This window comes from Halosolutus gelatinilyticus, assembly GCF_023028105.1.
Taxonomy (GTDB): domain Archaea; phylum Halobacteriota; class Halobacteria; order Halobacteriales; family Natrialbaceae; genus Halosolutus; species Halosolutus gelatinilyticus.
Map to the genome: position 1 here is coordinate 762,164 of NZ_CP095491.1, position 20,313 is coordinate 782,476.

The 20,313-nt window shown below is 67.2% G+C and carries 17 protein-coding genes; 12 read left to right on the plus strand and 5 right to left on the minus strand.

The window, feature by feature from the left end:
• Positions 1-9 precede the first annotated feature (9 nt).
• Positions 10-1,110, plus strand: a complete 1,101-nt coding sequence (locus MUH00_RS03895; RefSeq protein WP_247002458.1) for an enolase-like domain-containing protein — start codon at positions 10-12, stop codon at positions 1,108-1,110.
• A gap of 23 nt (positions 1,111-1,133) precedes the next feature.
• Here the strand turns inward: MUH00_RS03895 and MUH00_RS03900 are convergent, their stop codons facing one another.
• Positions 1,134-2,429, minus strand: coding sequence for an outer membrane protein assembly factor BamB family protein (locus tag MUH00_RS03900; protein ID WP_247002459.1), 1,296 nt, complete (start codon positions 2,427-2,429; stop codon positions 1,134-1,136).
• Between the two features lie 253 nt (positions 2,430-2,682).
• Here MUH00_RS03900 and MUH00_RS03905 point away from each other — a divergent pair, with 253 nt between their 5' ends.
• The 4 genes from MUH00_RS03905 to MUH00_RS03920 all read left to right on the plus strand — a co-directional run bounded on the left by MUH00_RS03905 (position 2,683) and on the right by MUH00_RS03920 (position 7,563).
• Positions 2,683-3,057 carry a translation initiation factor IF-5A gene (locus MUH00_RS03905; RefSeq protein ID WP_247002460.1) on the plus strand — a complete coding sequence of 125 codons (375 nt, stop codon included), beginning with the start codon at positions 2,683-2,685 and terminating at the stop codon, positions 3,055-3,057.
• Positions 3,057-3,911, plus strand: coding sequence for an agmatinase (gene speB, locus MUH00_RS03910; protein ID WP_247002461.1), 855 nt, complete (start codon positions 3,057-3,059; stop codon positions 3,909-3,911). The genes MUH00_RS03905 and speB overlap by 1 nt, the downstream gene beginning before the upstream one ends.
• A gap of 298 nt (positions 3,912-4,209) precedes the next feature.
• Positions 4,210-6,690, plus strand: a complete 2,481-nt coding sequence (locus MUH00_RS03915) for a cbb3-type cytochrome c oxidase subunit I (protein WP_247002462.1) — start codon at positions 4,210-4,212, stop codon at positions 6,688-6,690.
• Positions 6,691-6,795: 105 nt separating this feature from the next.
• Positions 6,796-7,563, plus strand: a complete 768-nt coding sequence (locus MUH00_RS03920) for a Nif3-like dinuclear metal center hexameric protein (protein WP_247004073.1) — start codon at positions 6,796-6,798, stop codon at positions 7,561-7,563.
• A gap of 22 nt (positions 7,564-7,585) precedes the next feature.
• Here the strand turns inward: MUH00_RS03920 and MUH00_RS03925 are convergent, their stop codons facing one another.
• From MUH00_RS03925 to MUH00_RS03935, 3 genes are all read right to left on the minus strand, one after another.
• Positions 7,586-8,884 (minus strand): MFS transporter, encoded by a 1,299-nt coding sequence (locus tag MUH00_RS03925; RefSeq protein WP_247002463.1) that lies wholly within the window; start codon positions 8,882-8,884, stop codon positions 7,586-7,588.
• Positions 8,885-9,003: 119 nt separating this feature from the next.
• A complete protein-coding gene (locus MUH00_RS03930; protein ID WP_247002464.1) occupies positions 9,004-10,281 on the minus strand; it encodes a polysaccharide deacetylase family protein in 1,278 nt (425 codons plus the stop codon).
• A gap of 207 nt (positions 10,282-10,488) precedes the next feature.
• Entirely contained in the window at positions 10,489-11,091 is a 603-nt protein-coding gene (locus MUH00_RS03935; RefSeq protein ID WP_247002465.1) for a DUF6149 family protein, read from the minus strand.
• A gap of 308 nt (positions 11,092-11,399) precedes the next feature.
• Between MUH00_RS03935 and MUH00_RS03940 the strand changes: the two genes are divergently transcribed.
• From MUH00_RS03940 to MUH00_RS03965, 6 genes are all read left to right on the plus strand, one after another.
• Positions 11,400-12,638, plus strand: coding sequence for an NAD(P)/FAD-dependent oxidoreductase (locus MUH00_RS03940; protein ID WP_247002466.1), 1,239 nt, complete (start codon positions 11,400-11,402; stop codon positions 12,636-12,638).
• A gap of 259 nt (positions 12,639-12,897) precedes the next feature.
• The gene (locus tag MUH00_RS03945) at positions 12,898-13,134 is read left to right on the plus strand and encodes a DUF7979 domain-containing protein (protein WP_247002467.1); all 237 of its coding nucleotides are present in this window, start codon (positions 12,898-12,900) and stop codon (positions 13,132-13,134) included.
• A 62-nt stretch (positions 13,135-13,196) separates the two neighbouring features.
• Positions 13,197-13,607 (plus strand): DUF7124 domain-containing protein, encoded by a 411-nt coding sequence (locus tag MUH00_RS03950; RefSeq protein WP_247002468.1) that lies wholly within the window; start codon positions 13,197-13,199, stop codon positions 13,605-13,607.
• A gap of 167 nt (positions 13,608-13,774) precedes the next feature.
• Positions 13,775-14,659 carry an aldo/keto reductase gene (locus MUH00_RS03955; RefSeq protein WP_247002469.1) on the plus strand — a complete coding sequence of 295 codons (885 nt, stop codon included), beginning with the start codon at positions 13,775-13,777 and terminating at the stop codon, positions 14,657-14,659.
• A gap of 25 nt (positions 14,660-14,684) precedes the next feature.
• Positions 14,685-15,431 carry a class I SAM-dependent methyltransferase gene (locus MUH00_RS03960; RefSeq protein ID WP_247002470.1) on the plus strand — a complete coding sequence of 249 codons (747 nt, stop codon included), beginning with the start codon at positions 14,685-14,687 and terminating at the stop codon, positions 15,429-15,431.
• A 133-nt stretch (positions 15,432-15,564) separates the two neighbouring features.
• Positions 15,565-16,098 (plus strand): DUF5815 family protein, encoded by a 534-nt coding sequence (locus MUH00_RS03965; protein WP_247002471.1) that lies wholly within the window; start codon positions 15,565-15,567, stop codon positions 16,096-16,098.
• Positions 16,099-16,106: 8 nt separating this feature from the next.
• On the opposite strand, the gene MUH00_RS03970 is transcribed toward MUH00_RS03965, so the two are convergent.
• Entirely contained in the window at positions 16,107-16,661 is a 555-nt protein-coding gene (locus tag MUH00_RS03970; protein ID WP_247002472.1) for a hypothetical protein, read from the minus strand.
• A 354-nt stretch (positions 16,662-17,015) separates the two neighbouring features.
• Here MUH00_RS03970 and carB point away from each other — a divergent pair, with 354 nt between their 5' ends.
• A complete protein-coding gene (gene carB / locus MUH00_RS03975) occupies positions 17,016-20,243 on the plus strand; it encodes a carbamoyl-phosphate synthase large subunit (RefSeq protein WP_247002473.1) in 3,228 nt (1,075 codons plus the stop codon).
• Positions 20,244-20,313: the final 70 nt, after the last annotated feature.

The window sequence follows — 20,313 nt, forward strand, 5'->3', positions numbered from 1 at the left end:
GAGTGACCCATGGCGTACGAGCGACTCGCAGCGCTGTCGGTGACGATCGACTCCGTCTCGACCGATCGCCTCGAGCGCGACACTTCGAGCGACTTCACGCGCGTGACGACCGAGTTCTCGCTGGCCGGCCCCGGTCCCGACGATCGGCCGGTCGTCGGGAAGGGCGAAGACGTTACCTACGACGCGGCGGAACACGACGCGCTCGTCGACCGCGAACTGCCGGACCTGACCGGCGAGTACACGATCGAGGCGTTCTCGCAACGCCTCGCGGACGTCGACCTCTTCCCCGCGGGAGCGCCCGATCGGGAGGTCTTTCGCAACTACCGCCGCTGGGGGCTCGAGAGCGCAGCGCTCGATCTCGCGCTGCGACAGGTGGAGACGGATCTCGCGAGCACGCTCGATCGCTCGCCCGAACCGCTGCGGTTCGTCGCCAGCACACGACTGGGCGAGCCGCCGACTCCGGATCGGCTCGTCGACCTGCGCGAGCGGGTCCCCGGCCTCGAGTTCAAACTCGATCCGACGCCGGCGTGGGACGACGACGTCGTGACGTCGATCGAGGACAGCGTCGGGACCGAAGCCGTCCGAATTCTCGATCTCAAGGGGCAGTACGAGGGGACCGAGGTCGACGCCCCGGCCGATCCCGACCTGTACCGGCGGGTGCTCGACGCCTTCCCCGAGGCCGTGATCGAGGATCCGGCGCTGACCCCGGAGACGGAACCGCTGTTCGACGATCCCGAGGTCCGATCGCGGGTCTCCTGGGACGCGCCGATCCACGGTCTCGCGGACGTCGAGGCCCTGCCGTGGGAGCCCGACTGGCTCAACGTCAAGCCCTCGCGGTTCGGCTCGATCGAGTCGCTGTTCGAGACGATTCGCCACTGCGCCGATCGCGGGATCAAAATGTACGGCGGCGGGCAGTTCGAACTCGGCGTCGGCCGCGGACAGATCCAGCTGCTGGCGTCACTTTGCTACCCGGAGACGCCGAACGACGTCGCCCCCGGCGCCTACAACGATCCCGAGGTCGCGGACGGACTTCCGGCGAGCCCGCTCGATCCGCCCGCGACGCCGATCGGCTTTCGGTGGGAAGCCGGCCCCGAACGCGAAACGGACTAATCGAGACGAGAGACCGGGCGGCGCTATCCCCGCCGAAGGCAGTGACCGAGGATCTCGGTCGCACATTCCGTGAGCCCGTACAGGGTCCTGTCCGTGTTCACGTAGAGCCAGCCGTCGGCGACGGCGATCGAGTTCTCGATACCCCAATCGAGTTCGTATCTACCGAGCACCTCGCCGTCGGACCGATCGATCACGAACACGGCCGAGCCGCCGACGTAGATCCGATCGCCGACGACCGCCGGCGCTCCGCTTTCGATCAGGTCGTCAGCCGACGGCCGCCCGCCGTCGGCGGTCCAGAGCCGATCGCCGGTCTCCGCGTCCCGGGCGACGAGTCGATCGTGAGCCGGATAGTAGATCGCGTCGTCGGTGGCCGCGAGGTGACGCGGCGCCCACGCCGATCGCGCACCGTCCGTCTTCGACCAACGAACCTCGCCGGTGGTCGCGTCGAGCGCGATCGCGCCGAGTTCCTCGGCGGCGTGCTCGTTCGTCGTCGCGAAGACGGTCCCGTTCGTGACGGTCGGCGCACTGTCGACGGGGAGCGATTCGGCCCACAGTTCGGTTCCGTCCGCCGCGTCGAGCGCTTTGACGCCCGCCCCGAATTCGGTGAGGTAGACCACCCCGTCGGCGACCGCGGGCGAGTAGACCAGCTGCCCCTCCCACGCCGAGAACTCGTGACGCCACCGCTCGCGTCCGTCCTCGACGTCGACGGCGTAGAACGTCGGTTCCCGATCGTCGGTCCCGATCTGTCGATAGTGGCCGACGTAGGCGGTCCCGGCGTCGACGCCAGGACTGATCGGCTGGTAGCTGAGCTGGCCGTCCCCGACGTTGTCGAAACACCACTTCTCGGTTCCGTCGGTGCCGATCGCACAGAGGCCGTTCGAAGTCTGGAACAGGACGGTTTCCCCGCCGCCGGCGAGCGCCAGGGAATCCGCGTGATAGTACGTCCCTCGGTCCTCTCGAGTCGTCGTGACGGGCACGCTCCACCGGCGGTCGCCCGTCGCCGGATCGAGCGCTTCGATCACGACGGTTCGTTCGCCGGCGGCGGGCGACGGCGGGCCGTCGGTGTAGCCGACGTAGACCGAGTCGCCGGCGAGCAGCGGCGAGACGCTGGTCCCGCCGCGGGAGGGGTGCTCGAAGCTCCAGGCGGTCGTCAGCGGCGGCTCGGGTCCGTCGACGTCGGGAGCGGCGGTCCCGGTCCGAGCGGAATCGTGTCCGCGCTGGGGCCACGATCCGGCCACGGCGGCGTCGTCGCTGAGTGCGCCGCACCCGGCGAGCGTCGCGCTTCCGAGCGTCGCGAGGACGGCGCGTCTGGAGGGCATGACGATACCCGCCGATCGGCGGATCGAGTGATAGCAGTTTTGGTACGTTCGGAGTTTTAACAGTAATACGGGGCCGAGGAATCGGAGACCGATCGCGATCGCAGCCCGATCGGTGGCCGAACGTCGATATCCCGTTCGATCGCAACTCGATCGGACGGGGATCGAGTTGCGCCCGAATCCGCGGTGTGGCGCCGTGACACGCCGTCGGCGCCGTTCCAAACCGTTTATACCCGTCGGTTGATTACCCCGGGATATGGCGAAACAGCAGCAAGAAGTTCGCGACCTCCAGGAAGGAAGTTACGTCATGATCGACGACGCGGCGTGTAAGATCAACGCCTACTCGACGGCCAAGCCGGGTAAACACGGCAGCGCCAAGGCTCGCGTCGAGGCCGTCGGCGTCTTCGACGGCAAGAAGCGGTCGCTCTCGCAGCCGGTCGACGCGAAGATCTGGGTCCCGATCATCGAGCGCAAGCAGGGCCAGGTCGTCTCCGTCGACGGCGCCGACATGCAGGTCATGGACCTCGAGACGTACGAGACGTTCACAATGCGCATCCCCGAGGACGTCGACGTCTCGCCCGACGACGAGATCGAGTTCCTCGAGATGGAGAACCAGCGAAAGATCGTCTGATGTTTCCCGGGGCGACCGACTACCGGACGAACGGGTCCGACGCGGCCGCTCGCTCGGCCGACTCGGAGGACGCGAACTTCGTGGTCGTCGGTGCGCCCCTGGACGCCTCGACGACCTTCCAGCCGGGGACGCGCTTCGGTCCCCGGCGGATCAGGACGTTTGCGGAGCCGTTCGACGACTACGATCGTCGGACCGATCAGTATTTTTCGGACCTCGGCGTCGCCGATCTCGGCGACGTCCGCGCCTGGGACGACGTTGCGGACTATCTCGAGTGGCTCGACGGAACGCTTCGGGACGTCGTCCGGGACGACGCGATCCCGCTGACCCTCGGCGGCGAGCACACCGTCTCGCTGGCGGGCGCACGGGCCGTCGAACCCGACGTCGTCGTCGTCCTCGACGCCCACCTCGACCTTCGCGACGAGTACGACGGCAACCCGCTGAGCCACGCCTGCGTCCTCCGGCGAATCCTCGAGGAGGGCGACGCCGCGGAAGCGATCGTGCTGGGCGCTCGCACCGGCAGCGAGGAGGAGTGGGAGCGCGCAGGGGCCGACGACGTGACGGTCGTCCCGCCCGCGGCCGTCGCCGACTGGGAACCCGACGACCGGCTGGCCGACCGGGACGTCTACCTGAGCGTCGACGTCGACGCCGCGGATCCGGCCTACGCACCGGGGACGGGAACGATGGAGCCGTTCGGCCTCGAGCCTCGCGAGCTGCGCGACGTCGTGCGCGCGGTCGCCCCGTACGCGAGCGGGTTCGACGTGGTCGAGGTCAACGACCGCGACGACGGCCAGACGGCGTCGCTCGCCGGCAAACTGGTGCGAGAATTCGTCTTCTCGAACGCCGACGACTCGTAGGGAAAGGGTGCGTCGGGTCGCCGGCCCCCCTTCGAGCGCCGCGTTCCGATCGCACCGCCCGTTGCCTGCATACGCCGCCCACACGTTGATACTCGGAATCGTCGAGAGACGCTGACGATGATCTCCGCGTCGCGTTTTTCTGACTCTCACGACCCGCTCCGGGGCCCGCTCACCGGGGCGAACGGGGCGGGAGGGAACACGGTCCGTCGGGGTCGCGAGAAGCGCGATCGGCGCGAAACTCGGGCCCCGACCGTCGGCGTCGGTAGTTCGACCGCCGCCCGTCGAGAGGTGACGCGTCGTGACTGATCTCCCGCCGCAGACGTCGATCAAGCGGTGGTTCGTGACGACGAATCACAAGGACGTCGGTATTCTCTATCTCGCGACGGGGTTGTTCTTCCTCGTATTCGGCGGGGTCCTCGCGCTGTTGATGCGCGCGCACCTGTGGCAGACCGGCGGCCTCGGGATTCTCGAAGCGAGCGAGTACAACCAGTCCGTTACGACCCACGGGCTGTTGATGGTTTTCTGGTTCCTCTCGCCGTTCGCGTTCGGGTTCGCGAACTACATCGTCCCGCTGCAGATCGGGGCGAAGGACCTCGCGTTCCCGCGGCTGAACGCGCTGAGTTACTGGTTCTACCTGTTCTCGGGACTTCTGATCGGCATCTCGTTCTTCCAGCAGTCCGCGTTCGCCGGCGGCTGGACGATGTACGCGCCGCTGAACGTGCCGATGTTCCGCACGGTGACGGAGGCGACCGCGGGCGGAAACACGACGATCCTGGGGCTGACGCTGTTTATCATGTCCGTCACGATCGGGACGGTGAACTTCCTCACGACGATTCACCGATCGCGCGCGGAGGGACTGGGCCTGTGGAACCTCCCGCTGTTCACGTGGTCGATCCTGTTGACGGTCTGGATGATGCTGTTCGCGTTCGCGGCGCTGCTCGCCGCGCTGTTGTTGCTGTCGAGCGATCGCATCATGCTGACGCAGTACTTCTCGACCGAGCAGGGATCGAGCCTGCTGTGGGCGCACCTGTTCTGGTTCTTCGGGCACCCGGAGGTGTACATCGTCTTCTTCCCGGCGCTGGGAATCATGTTCGAGACGTTCCAGACGTTCACCGGGCGCCGGCTCGTCGGTCGGAAGTGGGTCATCATCGCGATGGTGCTCGTGGCGGTCCAGTCGTTCCTGGTCTGGATGCACCACATGTTCCTGACGACGATCAACCTGGAGATCAAGACGCTGTTCATGGCGACGACGATCGGCATCTCGCTGCCGTTTGACCTGATGGTCTTCGCGCTGATCTACACCATGGTCAAGGGCCGGGTCCGGTTCACGACGCCGTTTCTCTTCAGCCTCGGCGCGCTCGTGCTGTTCATTCTGGGTGGCATCACCGGGGTCTTCCTCGGCGCGGTCGTGCTCGACTACGAGTTCCGCGGCACCTACTGGGTCGTCGCCCACTTCCACTACGTGATGGTCTCGGGTGCGACGGCCCTGTTCGGCGGGCTCTACTACTGGTGGCCGAAGATCTCCGGAAAGATGTACTCGGAAGCCCTGGGGAAACTCAACTTCGCGGTATACTTCGTCGGCTTCAATCTGCTGTACTTCCCGATGTTCCTCGCCTGGGAGACGCCGCGGCGCGTCTTCCATTACCCCGGATCGACCCAGCCGTATCACCAACTCGCGACGGTCGGCGCCTTCATCTTCGGCGCGTCGTTTCTGATCATGTTCGCGACGTTCGTCCACAGCTGGATCCGGGGTCCCGACGCACCCGACAACCCCTGGCAGTTCTCGCGCACCGCCGAGTGGGCGACCGCCTCCCCGCCGCCGCTCGAGAACTGGCCCGATCGGCCGAGCTACACGAGCGGTCACCTCGAGTTCGTCGACGATACGGCCACCGACGGAGGGGTGGACGGGGCGACGGCGAACGGCGGCGCGATGGCCGAGGACGTCCACCGGACCGCGGTCGCCACGGATCACGCCGACCACGCCAGCGTCTGGCCGTTCATGATCGGGGTCGGGATGTTCGTCACCTTCCTCGGCCTGTCCGGACTGACGCCGTACGTCGCGGAGTTCGCGATGGCGCGCGGACTCGAGGTGGCCCAGCCCGGAACGGCCGAGATCCGCTACCCGCTGCTCACCCTCGCGGGCGTCGCGGTCCTCGGCTATGCCCTCTTCGAGTTCGGACGCGAGCGGTTCCGCGCGCCCGAGCTGGCGATCGCCGAGCGCTGGCCGTTCGACGGGGTCGGCACCACGAAACTCGGGGTCTGGTTTTTCCTGGCCTCCGACGTGGTCGTCTTCGGCGCCGTCATCGGTGCGTACGTTTTCCTTCGGATCCACATCGGCTGGAACGAGTGGGGACCGGTTCCGCCGTCGACGCTGGCCGGGCTGTTCAACACGTACGTCCTGTTAACCTCGAGTTTCACGGTCGTCCTCGCGCTCGTGATGGCCGAACGCGGCAACAGAAGCGGGCTCGTGGCGTCGATCGGGGCGACGCTGCTGCTCGGACTCACCTTCCTCGGCGTGAAATCGTGGGAGTGGTCCGAGGAGTTCGCCCACGGCGTCTACTGGTTCACCGACCTCGAGTACTCCGTCTACTTCTTCACGACGGGGTTGCACGCGCTCCACGTGATCCTCGGCCTGTTGCTCGCGGGGTTCCTGCTCTACCGGATCGTCGCCGCCGACGCCTACCTGGAGGATCACCGACCGGTGGAGTTCTTCGGGCTCTACTGGCACTTCGTCGACATCGTCTGGGTCTTCCTCTTCCCGCTGTTCTACCTGATGTAGCGGCGGGCCCCTCGCTTCCCGCTGCGTTTCGCGTCGTCGACCGTCGGATCCGGTACCAGTCGATTACAAGACGCCGGCCCGAAAACCACCGCGTAGGCCATGGTCATGGAACTCTCCGCGTTCGTCGATCGACTCGACGAGGAGCTTCGAACCGCCGACTACGCCGACCTCGACGCCAGCGCGAACGGGCTGCAGGTCGGCCCCGACGAGGGCACCGTCGAGCACGTCGCCTTCGCCGTGGACGGCGTTCGCGAGACGTTCGATCGGGCGATCGAGGTCGGCGCCGACGCGATCGTCGCCCACCACGGGATCTTGTGGGGCGGCTTCGATCGCGTGACGGGCCGCACCTACGATCGAATCGCTCCGCTGATCGAGCACGACCTCGCGCTGTACGTCTCGCACCTGCCGCTCGACGGCCACCAGGAACTCGGGAACGCGGCCGGGGTGGCGGACGTGCTCGATCTCGAGAACCGAACGCCCTTCGGCGAACTCGGCTCCGAATACGTCGGCCAGCGCGGAGTCGCGTCCGACCCGTACGCGCCGGACGAACTCCGCGATCGGCTGGGGAGCGACCTCGAAACCGGCGACCGCTCCGTTCAGGTGCTCGAGTTCGGCCCCGACGAGATCGAGGAGGTCGCGATCGTCACGGGCAGCGGCACCGACTGGCTCGACGAGGCCGTCGCGGCGGGCGCGGACGCGCTCGTTACGGGCGAGGGCAAACAGCAGGTCTACCACGAGGCCAGGGAAGCGGGGATTCACGTCGTCCTCGCCGGCCACTACGCCACCGAGACGTTCGGCGTTCGATCGGTGCGGGACCTCGTCGACGACTGGGGCCTGGAGACGACGTACGTCGAGGTCCCGACGGGGCTGTAGGGCGATCGGCGTCGGGCGGCGCTCAGTCCGTTCCCGCCTCGATCGCCTCGGCGTCCTCCCCGGCGAAGAAGCGATCGACGCCGGCCAGCAGGCCGACGGCGAGGACGGTGCCGACGAGCGCGAAGCCCGCGATCAGCAGGAAGAACGTCGACAGGGGGAAGCCGCCGAGGACGAAGCCGCCGATCGCGATGCTCGCGGAGCCGAGGCCGAACTCGCCGAGGTAGGTGTAGCCGTAGGAGAGGCCGCGGCTGTCCGGCGGGGTGTAGACAGCGACCGCGTTCTGGTAGAACGGCTGGATGGCGAAGAGGAAGAAGCCGAAGACGCCACAGAGGGCGACGATCGCGAGCAGCCCCATGTCGGTGACGGGGACGAACGCGGCCGCGAGCAGCGCCAGAACGGCGAAGAGGCCGGCGAGCCCGCGGGCGGGTGCGATCCGATCGGTGAGTTTCCCGCCGACGTACTGGCCGGCCATCCCGACGACGAGCAGGCCGACGTAGATGTAGAACTCGACGTTGAGGTCGTACCGCTCGAGCGTCGGCGCGACCGCGATCCCCTCGATCGCTGGCAGGCCGTGGAGGATCTCGGGGAGGAAGGTGAGCATCCCGCGGTAGTACAGCCCTTCGAAGGTGACGATCACGAAGACGATCGCGAAGGCGCTGGCGAACAGCGTGCGGGAGTTTCCGAGCAGATCGGAGGGTGACAGCGCCTCGTCGGGGCCGGCGTCGACGTCCTCGTCGACGGCCGCCGTCGGGTCGAAGTCCGCCCGAAGCCCGTAGGCGGCCGCGAGAAAGCCGGGAACCGCGAGGAGCGCGGCGACGACGTGCCACCGCTCCCAGCCGAAGACGATGAGCAGCGTGGCGGCGGCGAACGGGCCGAACGCGATACCGACGTTGCCGGCGATGCCGTGCCAGGCGAAGACGGTGCCGCGATCCTCGACGCCGGTGCTGATCAGCGACAGTCCGGCGGGATGGTAGACGCTCGCCGCGATCCCCCACAGCACGAGACCGACGGCGATCGCGTAGATGGAGTCAAGGAACGCCGCAGCGGCGAGGACGAGAAACGAGGCGCTCATCCCGACGAGACAGAGCAGGATGAGCCGTTTCGTCCCGTACCGATCGGCGAGGATACCGCCCGGGAGCGCGCCGGCGCCGAATGGGGCGTAGCCGAGCGCGACGATGAGTCCGGCAAGCGCGACCCGCACGTCGAACTCCGCGAGCCAAACGACGAGAAAGATGGGGATCGACGTCTCGAACCAGTGAACCAGCGCGTGGCCGGCCATCGTGAAGCTGGCGATCGATCGATCGTTCGCGTTGAGGGCCATCGAATCGGTACTCCAATCGGCACGTTCTACGCACTTAGCGGCTTGGATCCGGCCCGCGGATCGGCACGCACCCGTCCCGGCCGTCGGCGCCGCCGGATCGGACGACGGCGGCGAACCGTTCAGAACAGGTACGATCGTTCGAGGTCCCGAGGCAGGATGACGTCGATCTCGCCGGCCGACTCGTACTCGTGGAGCGCCTCGATCGTCGCCTCGAAGTCCGCGAGCGTCTCGCCTTCGAGGCCGTGAAAGAGCAGCGACGAGATGCCCCGAAGTTCGGCGGTCCGCTCGATCGCCGTCCGCGCCCGCTCGGCGTCCGGTTCGCCGAGGCGGGACGCGAGGGTCGTGTTGGTGGTGTACCCCTGCCCGACGCCGCCGCCGGCGAACCCGATGCTGTGGTGCTCGTCGACGAGTTCGATCGTCGTCGCGTCGTACGCGCCGAACGGGTAGGCGAAGTACTCGGCCCCCTCCTCGAAGCCGTGCTCCCGGAGCCACGCCTTACCCTCGCGGATCTCGGTTTCCTGTTCGCTCGCGTCGAGTTCCGGGAGTTCCGCGTGGGTCATCGTGTGGTTGGCGATACACCAGCCCGCGTCCCGAAGCTCGCGCGCCTGGTCGAGCGACAGCGCCGGACCGCCGTCCGACCCCCGCTCGATGGACCCGGGGTTGACGAACGAGACGGCGGGGTAACCGTACGGCTCCAGTATCGGGAGCGCCTCCGTGTAATCCGTCTCGTTGCCGTCGTCGAACTGGATCATCACCTTCCCCCGCTCCGGACGCGGGGTGAAGTGGAGGTCGTCGAGCCAGACGGTTCGCGCGTCGTCGTCGGCCGTCCACAGCCGTACCTGGACCTCGACGATCGCTCCATGGTCGAACCCGTCGTCGACGGCGGTGAGTCCGACGTTGTACCGCATGAACGGCAGGTCGGCGTCGATGCGCCGTCGGTACTCGATCCGGTTGCCGTTCTCGTCGAGCAGCCAGACGACGAGCGTGAGCCGATCGGCGGCCGCGGCGGCGATCCCGGGAACGACGTCCGTCAGGTCGCGGGGGGACGAGAACGGCTTTCGGAGCCGAGTCGCACCCTCGTCGCGTCGCGTCTCGAGACGAGCGCTCTGGGTGCCGACGAACGATCGATCCGGATCCGGCGTCAGCGTGCCGCCGGAAACGTCCCACGCGGAGAGGTCCTCGAAGTCGTCGTCGGTTCCCTCCGGGTTCGCCCCCTCGGTCGCGGATTCGTCCGGGTCGTCCGCCGTTCGATCGGACTCGGGAGTCGCGTTCGAGTCGATCGCCGAGGACGACTCGGTCTCCGACGCCGGCTCGCGGTCGCGAGACGCCGACCGCGAGTCGGTACAGCCGGCGAGGCAGGTTGCCGACGCGAGCGCGAGGTACGTTCGTCGCTCCATGTACGACGAGAGCTATCGGATGCTTCCATTGTTATGTCCGCGTTACTGTCCGGACGTCGGACCGTTCTATCGATCCGAAACGTAGGGCGGGCCGAACGATCGCGGAAACGGCGAACCGGCGATTTCGCATAGAAAATCCGCCCCTCGACGGGTCGACGCAGCGTTCCGATTGCGAAGCAGCGAGGCGGCGGCGCCCCAACTCGATCGTCAGCGATCCGCCAGGTCGTCGGCGTCACCGTCGACGCCGACCGCCTGTGAGACGTCGGCGTCGGCCGGGTCCTCCCGGCCGCCGACGACGAGGTCGCCGTCCTCGGTCTCGACGTAGACGTCGTCCGCGAAGCCACCCTCGGCGTGGGGGTGCTCCGGATCGTCGAGCTTTTCGGGCGTCGACGGGGCTTCGGGGATCCCCGCCGGCGGTTCGAACTGGCCGAGCGGGTCGTCGATCGTGATCTCCCAGCGCTCGAAGAAGTCGCGGTAGCGATCGTAGTGATCCTCGAGCTCGTCGGTCGGGAACTCCATCATCTCGGTCCAGCCGTGGTTGTAGAAGTCGAAGTTGGCCTGGACGTGGGTGATCTCGCGGGCCTCGGCCTCCGAGTACCCGTCCTGGAGCGCCCGGAGATAGGCGTCGATCGTCGCGTCGAAGAAGGCGTCGAGGTGCGCTTCCCGCTCCTCGGCGTGGTCGGGATCGGCCTTCCGCGTAAAAATCGTCGTGTGCAGCCGAACCAGCCCGGACTTGGCGACCGATCGGACGACCGGCGTCTCGAGCGCCTTCCGGGAGGCGAAGTGACGTGCGTTCTGGCGGATTTTCATCGGGCGGGCGTACGGGACCGACGCTTATGAAAGGGGGTACTACCGACGGGGATCGGCGCGTCCGTCGGCCGATCGGGGCGTGACGGCTCGTCGACCATGTTGTCGACCCGGGTTTCGCCCCTCGCGCGTCGATCGCGCGATTTTCCGGTATTCTCGCGATGCCGGGAAACCGCGGCGTATTTCGGGACGAAGTTCCGATCGTCGAATCGAACGCCGAGACGATGGACGATCGTTGGCACATCACACGGGGCTGATCGAAATGAACGAGATAGCAACCCACTTTAACCCTCATTACGAACCGTCACGGTATGACCCAGTACGTCATCATCGGTGACGGGATCTCGGGCAGTTCGGCCGCCGAGACCCTCCGGGAGGAAGACCCGGAGTCGGAGATTACCGTCATCACCGATGAGGGGGAGGCTCTGTACAACCGGATTCTCATCAAAGAACACGCGAAAGGAAAACTCCCGGAAGCCCCCATCTCGATCCACGACGAGGAGTGGTACGAGGACCGCGACATCGAGCTCTCGCTCAACACGCACGTGACGAGCGTGGATACGGATTCGAAAATCGTCCACACCCACGAGGGCGACGATCTCTCCTACGACAAACTGCTGATCGCGACCGGCGGAACCCCGACGCAGCTCCCGGTCGAGAACAGCGACGCCGACGGCATCCACCACTTCTGGACGTTCCAGGACGCCCGCAAGATCCGCGAGAGCGCCGAAGCCGCCGACGACGCGGTCATCGTCGGCGCCGGCCTCCTCGGCATCGACTTCGCCGCCGTCTGCGGTTCGCAGGGCGTCGAGGGCAAGTACCTCATGCGCGGCGATCGCTGGTGGCGGTACGCGCTCTCGGGCGACGGCGCCGAGATCATGCACGACGGAATGCGCGAGAAGGGCGTCGAACCCGTCTTCGACAGCGGCGTCGATCGCTTCGAGGTCGACGACGACGGCCACGTCGTCGCCGCGGTCGATCCGAACGGCGAGCGCTACGCCTGTGACTTCGCGGGCGTCGCGATCGGACTGTCGTTCAACACCGAGTACCTCCGCGGCGCCGGCATCGAACATGATAACGGCATCCTCGTCGATCAGTACATGCAGACGAACGTCGAGGACGTCTACGCCGCGGGCGACATCACTCGATTCTACGACGTGCTGCTGGGCGAACAGGCCCAGAACGGATCGTGGGGGTCGGCAAAAGAGCAGGGGCGGGTTGCCGCCGTCAACATGGCCGCGGACGACGAGGCGGAGGAGTTCCAGTGGGTCTCCTCGTACTCGATCACGCACTTCGACTTCCCCTTCCTCTCCTTCGGGCACCCCACCCTGGGAGACGACCACGCCGAACGTCGCTACAGCGACACCGAGTGGCGCCGCCTCGCGTTCAAGGACGGTAAGATCGTCGGCGGCGTCCTCATCGGCGATCTCGCCCCGCAGAGCAAGTTCAAGCGGCTCATGCGCGAACAGCGCGTCGTCGCCGACCAGAAGGACGTTCTCCTCGCAGAAACCGTCGACCTCGACGAGCTCGCGGCTCCGCAGGAGCCGTAACCGCGAACGCCGTCGAGGGTTTTCGCGGCGATCGTTCCTCGCGGTCCCACGCGTCGTCGACGATCGGTCTTCGGGTACCCGATCCCCCTTCGCGGTACCGGGTTCGACCGACCTCGTCGACGATCGATCGGCGGCCCGCGTTCCGATCCCGATACGTCGGCATCTCAGCTCCGAGGCGCTCGCACCCGAGTGTGGCTCCGGAACGCGGTGGTTCCAGCGGAAGGGTTAAGTCCATGGTTGACATTCGGTAACAGCAGTCATGGTACCCAGCGAACTCCTCGAACAGTCCTCGACGCTTCAGCTCCGCCGGGTCTCGGCGGTCGAGGTCGAAGCCGCCGTCCGTCACGTCGATCAACTCGACGAGGAGACGCTGACCGCCGTCTACGACGCCGTCGAGAACGATCGATCGATCTCGACCGTCGGGGCCGAACTCGAATCCGGCGAGATCATCGTCTTCACCGACTACTACCGCGTCGAACGCGATCGACGGTGCTAGCCGCGTCTCGGACGATCGGGCGTATCGAAGCCGTTTTCCCGGGTGCGCGTCTTCGATGACGTATGAACGGCGACAGCGACATGACCCTGGCGTTCGAACTCGAGGCGCTGAAAGAGCTCGCCTCGCCGGAGTCCGTCTTCGAGGACGCCAGAGGGTGGACCGAGTACATCGGCGTCGTCTCGGAGAAACCGACCTACGTCGTGACGAACTTCACCCGAAAGAACCGCATCCGCCAGGACTTCTTCTCCGGTCCTCGCGGCAAACGGGAGAGTCTGGAGGGGGTCAAAGATCAGTTCGACACCGATCGCCACGTCTTCATCGGCGTGGGCGAGGAGGACGAACGGCTGGCCGAGGCGGTCGACTGGGAGTACCTCGCGATCGAGGACGCCGCCGACGCGGCCGACTGGGTGCTGGCCTCGAGCATCGAGACCGAAGAGGACGACGCCGAACCGGTCCGGGACGACTGGCCCTAACGCCGGCCCCGGCGGCCCGTCGTTCGCCGGAGCCGATCCGAACGGTCCGGTCGGCCGGCGATGCGACGATTTTGGCGGAGTTTCGACGACGTTCGGACCACAACTCCGGAGGTCGACGATCGTGCTGGGTGGCGGCGACTTATAGTCGTCCTCCGCGATGGTCCGGTATGGAAACGCGATCCCTGGGTGCGACCGGCCACGAGAGTAGCGTCGCGACGTTCGGAGCGATCGCCCTCAATTGGCTCGAACAGGACGGTGCGGATCAGCTCGTCGAACTCGTTCTCGATCGCGGCGTCAATCACTTCGACGTCGCCCCGGCGTACGGCGACGCCGAACGCAAACTGGGTCCCAAGCTCCGCCAGCACCGCGAGGAGGTCTACCTCGGCTGCAAGACGATGGAGCGGGAGTACGACGGGGCGCAGCGAAAGCTCGAACGATCGCTCGATCGGCTCGGCGTAGACCACGTCGACCTCTACCAGATCCACGGCCTCGAGTACGAGGAAGAGCTGGAGACGATCACGGGCGAGGGCGGCGCCCTCGAAGCGTTCCGGGACGCGCGGGACAGCGGACTGATCGGCGACATCGGCCTCACGAGCCACGGCAACCCGCAACTCATCCTCGACGCGATCGACCGAATCGACGATCTCGCGACGGTGATGTTTCCGCTGAACCCGGTCGTCGTCGGGAAGGACGGCGCGGAACACGACTACGAGGCCGTCCTCGAACGCGCGGACGAGGAGGGCATCGGGACGATCGGGATCAAGGCCTTCGCGAAGGGATCGTGGCCCCCGACGGACGAACTGTCCGAGGCGGATCGTCCCTACGCCAACTGGTACGAGCCGGTCGACACGCAGGCCGAGATCGACGAGCGGTTCGACTTCGCGGCCGCGCAGGGGCTGACGACCGTCGTCACGCCCGGCGATCCGAAACTCGTCGCGATGGCGCTCGACGCGGCGCGGCGGTACGACGGCATGAGCGAGAGCGCCCAGCGATCGCTGATCGAACGCATGCGCCACGACGACAGTCCGGTACCCGAGCAGCTTCACCACTGACCGTTCCTCCGAACGCGACATCACCATGGACGTTCCGAAGACGGTCACAGCGGCGCTCGACGACCGACCGATCGACGGCGCGATCTGTCTCGACGCCGGCGCCGGCGTCGGCAACACGACGGCGGGGCTCCTCGCGAGCGGCGCGGCCCGGGTCTACGCCGTTACGAACGACCGCGAACACGCCCGAACGACCGTCGACCGCGTCAGAGAGCGGCTGCGGACGGAGGAGCGTCTTCGCGACGAGGGCGGCGATCGACTCGCCGTCCTCGAAGCCGACCTCCGGGAACTTCCGCTGCCCGACGACTCGATCGACGTCGTCACCGCACACGGACTGTTCAACGTCGTCCCGCCCGCGGACCTCGGCGCGATCGTCGAGGAACTGACCCGCGTCGCGAGGCGCGGGGGACACCTCGTCGTCGACGATTACGAACCGCTCCCCGACGACGCCGCGGTCCGCGATCTCTTCGCCGCGGAGAACGCAGCCGCGGAACTGGCCGCGGGCCGACCGATGCTCTCGTTTTACCCGTCGGACGTCCTCCGGCGGCTCTGCGAGGGCTACGGGTGGGCGTTCGATCGCCGCTTGACGCTCCTCGCGCCGGTGCCGTGGACCGGCGCCCACCTGGAGGCCCACGCCGCGGTGGTCCGCTCGAACGCGTCCGAACTGCCCCCCGAACTCGGCGACCCGCTGATCGCCCGTGCGGAGCGGCTCGCGGAGTCGATCGGCGAGGAATCGGTCGGGGAGATGTACAGCCTCGCAATGGCCCTGGAGTGAGCGGCCGATCGGCGCGGGCCGGTCCCTCCGCAGCGTCGATCGAGCGGTGAGCCGCTGTCGCGATCGAACAACCGGGGTGCGATCGACCGTCGAGTCGTCGCCCTTATCCCCGGGCCGGCCGAACGCATCGGTGATGGCAGAACCCCGCGTACCGGGTCCCCGCGACGATCACCTGGAGTTGCCCTGTGGGGAGACCCTCGACCCCCACGAGATCGACCTCGGGATGCGCGAGTACGCCTGCACCTGCGGCCGTCGCCACGCCGTCGTCACGGACGTCCATCCGCCGTCGCGATTCTTTCCCGAATCGCTCGTCGCCGTCCTTCAGGAGACGATCGAACCCGCCGACGAGTTCGAGGAGTTCGGGACGCCGCACCTGCTCGGCGTCGTCATGGAAGAGTTCCCCGAGAAGGTGGCGGTCCACGACGCGAGCGACGACGGCGCCGTCGGCTACGCGATGCTGTGGGTCACCGATTTCGACTCGCGGCGACTCCACGAGATAATCGTCGAACTCGTCGTCGAACTCATGGAACACGCGATCAGCCACGCCGACGACGATGCCGCGATCGCCGACTTCGAGTCCCAGATGCTCGAGTTCGACGTCTCGGCGTTCGTCGACGAGTACCGCCGACAGCGGGACTTCGAGAGCGAGTACGATCGGCCGATCTGACGGGCGAGCTACTCGCGGTCCGCGCGGCGTTTCTCCCAGTCGTATTCTCGGACGTCGGTCTCCCACTCGCGTACGCGCTCCCGATCACCTTCTTCGACGTCCTCGAGACGAAAGGTATCGTCGACCAGCCGCACCTCGGCGCGATCGCCGAACTGGACGCGGTTGAAGTCGTCCCTCGAGATACCGGTGTTCCGACATCCGTGGGCGTCCGGCGAGCCGAAGTCCTCGCCGCAGAATCCGACGACGTACCGAACCCCATCGAACTCCCGCGCTAACCGATCGTGGACGCTCTCGGAGACGGTGACGTCGGCCGGCGCCGACGCCAGTTGCGCGTACTCGCTCGCGACGGTGCCCCGGATCTCGCTCTTCCCGTCGGACAGGAGTTTGAGGGGTTCGTCCCTGCGCGATCGGCCGTCCCGAGTCCACCGGACGCTGACGGCCTTCAGCTGGAGGTACTCGGCGAACAGGGACCTCGTGGTAAGTCTCGAAAGACAGCCGGCGCCGCCTACCGTGGGGAGAACGCCGCAGGTCGCCGCGAGTAGCGCGCGTCTTGGGGTGGGCATCCAGTGTACGTTGCGACCGGGTTGATACCAATTTTCCGACTAGTCAGTGCACCGTCTCGTCGTCCGATCGCCGATCGTCGCTCGAGACGTTCGATCGAACTCCCCGAGTTCGCTCTCGCGGCCCCGGTCGACCGGCCACAATCTCGACGATCGCGGAAACGATCGCCAGCGCCGGCCATCCGATCGGGCTCGAACGGATGCAGCGAAGGTCGACGGGGCGTTTCGCCCCGTACGGCCGCCGATGCACGGCGACGGCCGATCGACCGGCCGATTCGAATTTCGAAATTCGGCTTCGAGAATCGTACTGTATCGTGGGGCTTATTACGATGTGCGAACTTCGGACGGACAGGACCAATGAGTACGGACCAGCACGGCGGCGGGGACGCCGCAGGGGACGGACGCACAATCTTGCTGATCGGGAGCGGCCCGATCCAGATCGGGCAGGCCGCGGAGTTCGACTACTCCGGCGCGCAGGCGTGTCGGGCGCTCCAGGAGGAGGGCGCGCGGGTCGTCCTCGTCAACTCCAACCCCGCGACGATCATGACCGACCCGGAGATGGCCGACCGGGTCTACATCGAACCGATCACGACCGACGCGATCGCCGAGATCATCCGCGAGGAGAACCCGGACGGCGTCATCGCCGGCCTGGGCGGCCAGACCGGGCTGAACGTCACGGCGGAACTCGCCGAGGAGGGCATCCTGGAGGACCACGACGTCGAGATCATGGGGACGCCGCTGGACACCATCTACGCGACGGAGGACCGCGACCTCTTCCGCCAGCGCATGGAGAAGATCGGCCAACCCGTACCGCGGTCGACGACCATCGTCCTTGACGAGGGTGAAGAGGTCTCGGAACTGACCGAGGAAGACCTGAAAGACCGCGTCGAGGCCGCCGTCGAGGAGGTCGGCGGCCTGCCGGTGATCGCCCGCACGACCTACACGCTCGGCGGCTCGGGATCGGGCGTCGTCCACGAGATGGACGAACTGCTCCAGCGCGTTCGCAAGGGGCTACGCCTCTCTCGCAACAGCGAGGTTCTCATCACGGAATCGATCGCCGGCTGGGTCGAGTACGAGTACGAGGTCATGCGCGACGCGGACGACTCCTGTATCATCATCTGTAACATGGAGAACATCGACCCGATGGGCATCCACACCGGGGAGTCGACGGTCGTCACGCCCTCGCAGGTCGTCCCCGACGAGGGCCACCAGGAGATGCGCACCGCGGCGCTCGACGTCATCCGCGAACTCGGCATCCAGGGCGGCTGTAACATCCAGTTCGCTTGGCGCGACGACGGCACCCCCGGCGGCGAGTACCGCGTCGTCGAGGTGAACCCGCGCGTCTCGCGCTCCTCTGCGCTGGCCTCGAAGGCGACCGGCTACCCGATCGCTCGCGTCACCGCGAAGGTCGCGCTCGGGAAGCGCCTCCACGAGATCGAAAACGAGATCACGGGCGAAACCACGGCTGCGTTCGAACCCGCGATCGACTACGTCGTCACGAAGGTTCCCAGGTGGCCCAAGGACAAGTTCGACGACGTCGACTTCGAACTCACGACGGCGATGAAATCGACCGGCGAGGCGATGGCGATCGGCCGGACCTTCGAGGAGTCGCTCCTGAAGGCCCTCCGATCGTCGGAGTACGACCCCGACGTCGACTGGGACGAGGTCCGCGACGACGAACTCGAAGAGCGGTACCTGGCTCGGCCGTCCCCGGACCGCCCGTACGCGATCTTCGAGGCGTTCGAGCGCGGCTACACCGTCGACGACGTCTGCGAGCTGACCGACATCTACGAGTGGTACGTCGAGCGGTTCAAGCGCGTCGCCGACGCCACCGTCGCGGCCCAGGAGTGCGACTTCACGGAGGCAGCGATCGCCGGCCACACGAACGCGACGATCGCCGCGGCCGCCGGCGCGGACGTGGGAACGGTCGAACAGGAGGTCCCCGGCCGCACCTACAAGCAGGTCGACACCTGCGCCGGCGAGTTCGAGGCGCAGACGCCGTACTACTACTCCGCGCGCAAGAACGAGTTCGAGTCCGGTCCGCTCGAGGGCGGCGCGGCTGCAGGCGAGCTCGAGGTCGATCGCGACTTAGAGAGCGTGATCGTCGTCGGCGGCGGACCGATCCGTATCGGGCAGGGAGTCGAGTTCGACTACTGTTCGGTCCACGCCGTCCAGGCGCTCCGCGAGATGGGCATCGACGCCCACGTCGTCAACAACAACCCCGAGACCGTCTCGACGGACTACGATACCTCAGACGGGCTGTTCTTCGAACCCATCACCGCAGAGGAGGTCGCGGACGTCGCCGAGGCGACCGGCGCCGACGGCGTGATGGTCCAATTCGGCGGCCAGACGTCGGTCAACATCGGCGAACCGCTCGAGGACGAGCTCGAGCGCCGCGGCCTCGACTGCGAGGTCATGGGCACCACCGTCGAGGCGATGGATCTCGCGGAGGATCGCGATCGGTTCAACGCGCTCATGGACGAGCTGGGTATCGCCCAGCCGGAGGGCGGCGCCGCACACAGTAAGGAGGAAGCGATGGAGCTCGCCCACGAGATCGGCTACCCGGTGCTCGTGCGCCCCTCCTACGTACTGGGCGGCCGCGCGATGGATGTCGTCTACGACGACGCCGAACTCGAGCGGTACATTGAGGAGGCCGTCCGCGTCTCGCCGGACAAGCCGATCCTCGTGGACGACTTCCTGGAGGACGCGGTCGAACTCGACGTCGACGCCGTGGCCGACGGTGAGAACGTCCTGATCGGCGGCATCATGGAACACGTCGAGGCCGCCGGGGTTCACTCCGGCGACTCGGCCTGTATGATCCCGCCGCGATCGCTCGACGACGACGTGCTCGCCCGCGTCCGCAAAGTCACCGAGGACATCGCCGGCGCGCTCGACACGGTCGGGCTGCTGAACGTCCAGCTCGCGGTGAGAGACGGCGAGGTCTACGTCCTCGAAGCGAACCCGCGCTCGTCCCGTACCGTCCCCTTCATCTCGAAGGCGACCGGCGTCCCGATCGCCAAGGTGGCGGCGACGGTCATGGCCGGCCACAGCCTCGACGAACTCGACGTCGAGGAGCAGATCCCCAAGCAAACCTCGATCAAGGAGGTCGTCCTGCCGTTCGATCGCCTGCCGGGCTCCGATCCGCGCCTCGGCCCCGAGATGAAGTCCACAGGCGAGGTCATGGGCAGCGCCGACAGCTTCGGCAAGGCCTACGACAAGGCCCAGGACGCGACGGGCAAGCCGATCCCCGAATCGGGCACCGCGATCGTCGACCTCTCGGCCGACAAGTTCCCAGATCCGGACACCGACGCCGGCGAGGACCTGGTCTCCGGCTTCACCGAGTACTTCGACCTCTGCGAGGAGGTCGACCTCGTCGGGGCCGTCCGCGACGGCAAGGTCGACCTCATCATCTCGCGGGACCGCAAGCTGCTCGAGGTCGCCGTCGAGGAGGAGATCACCTACTTCTCAACCCCCGCGAGCGCACAGGCGGCCCTCGAGGCCCTGCAGGCGAAAGACGAGCCGATCGACGTCCAGGCCGTCACCGATCGGCCGAAGCGCACCGCAGAGTGGGGCCGCGCGGACTGATCGGCGCTCACTCGAATCGATCTTCGGCGGCGTAAGCGGAGCCCGCGAAGGCGGCCTTTTCATCGACGTT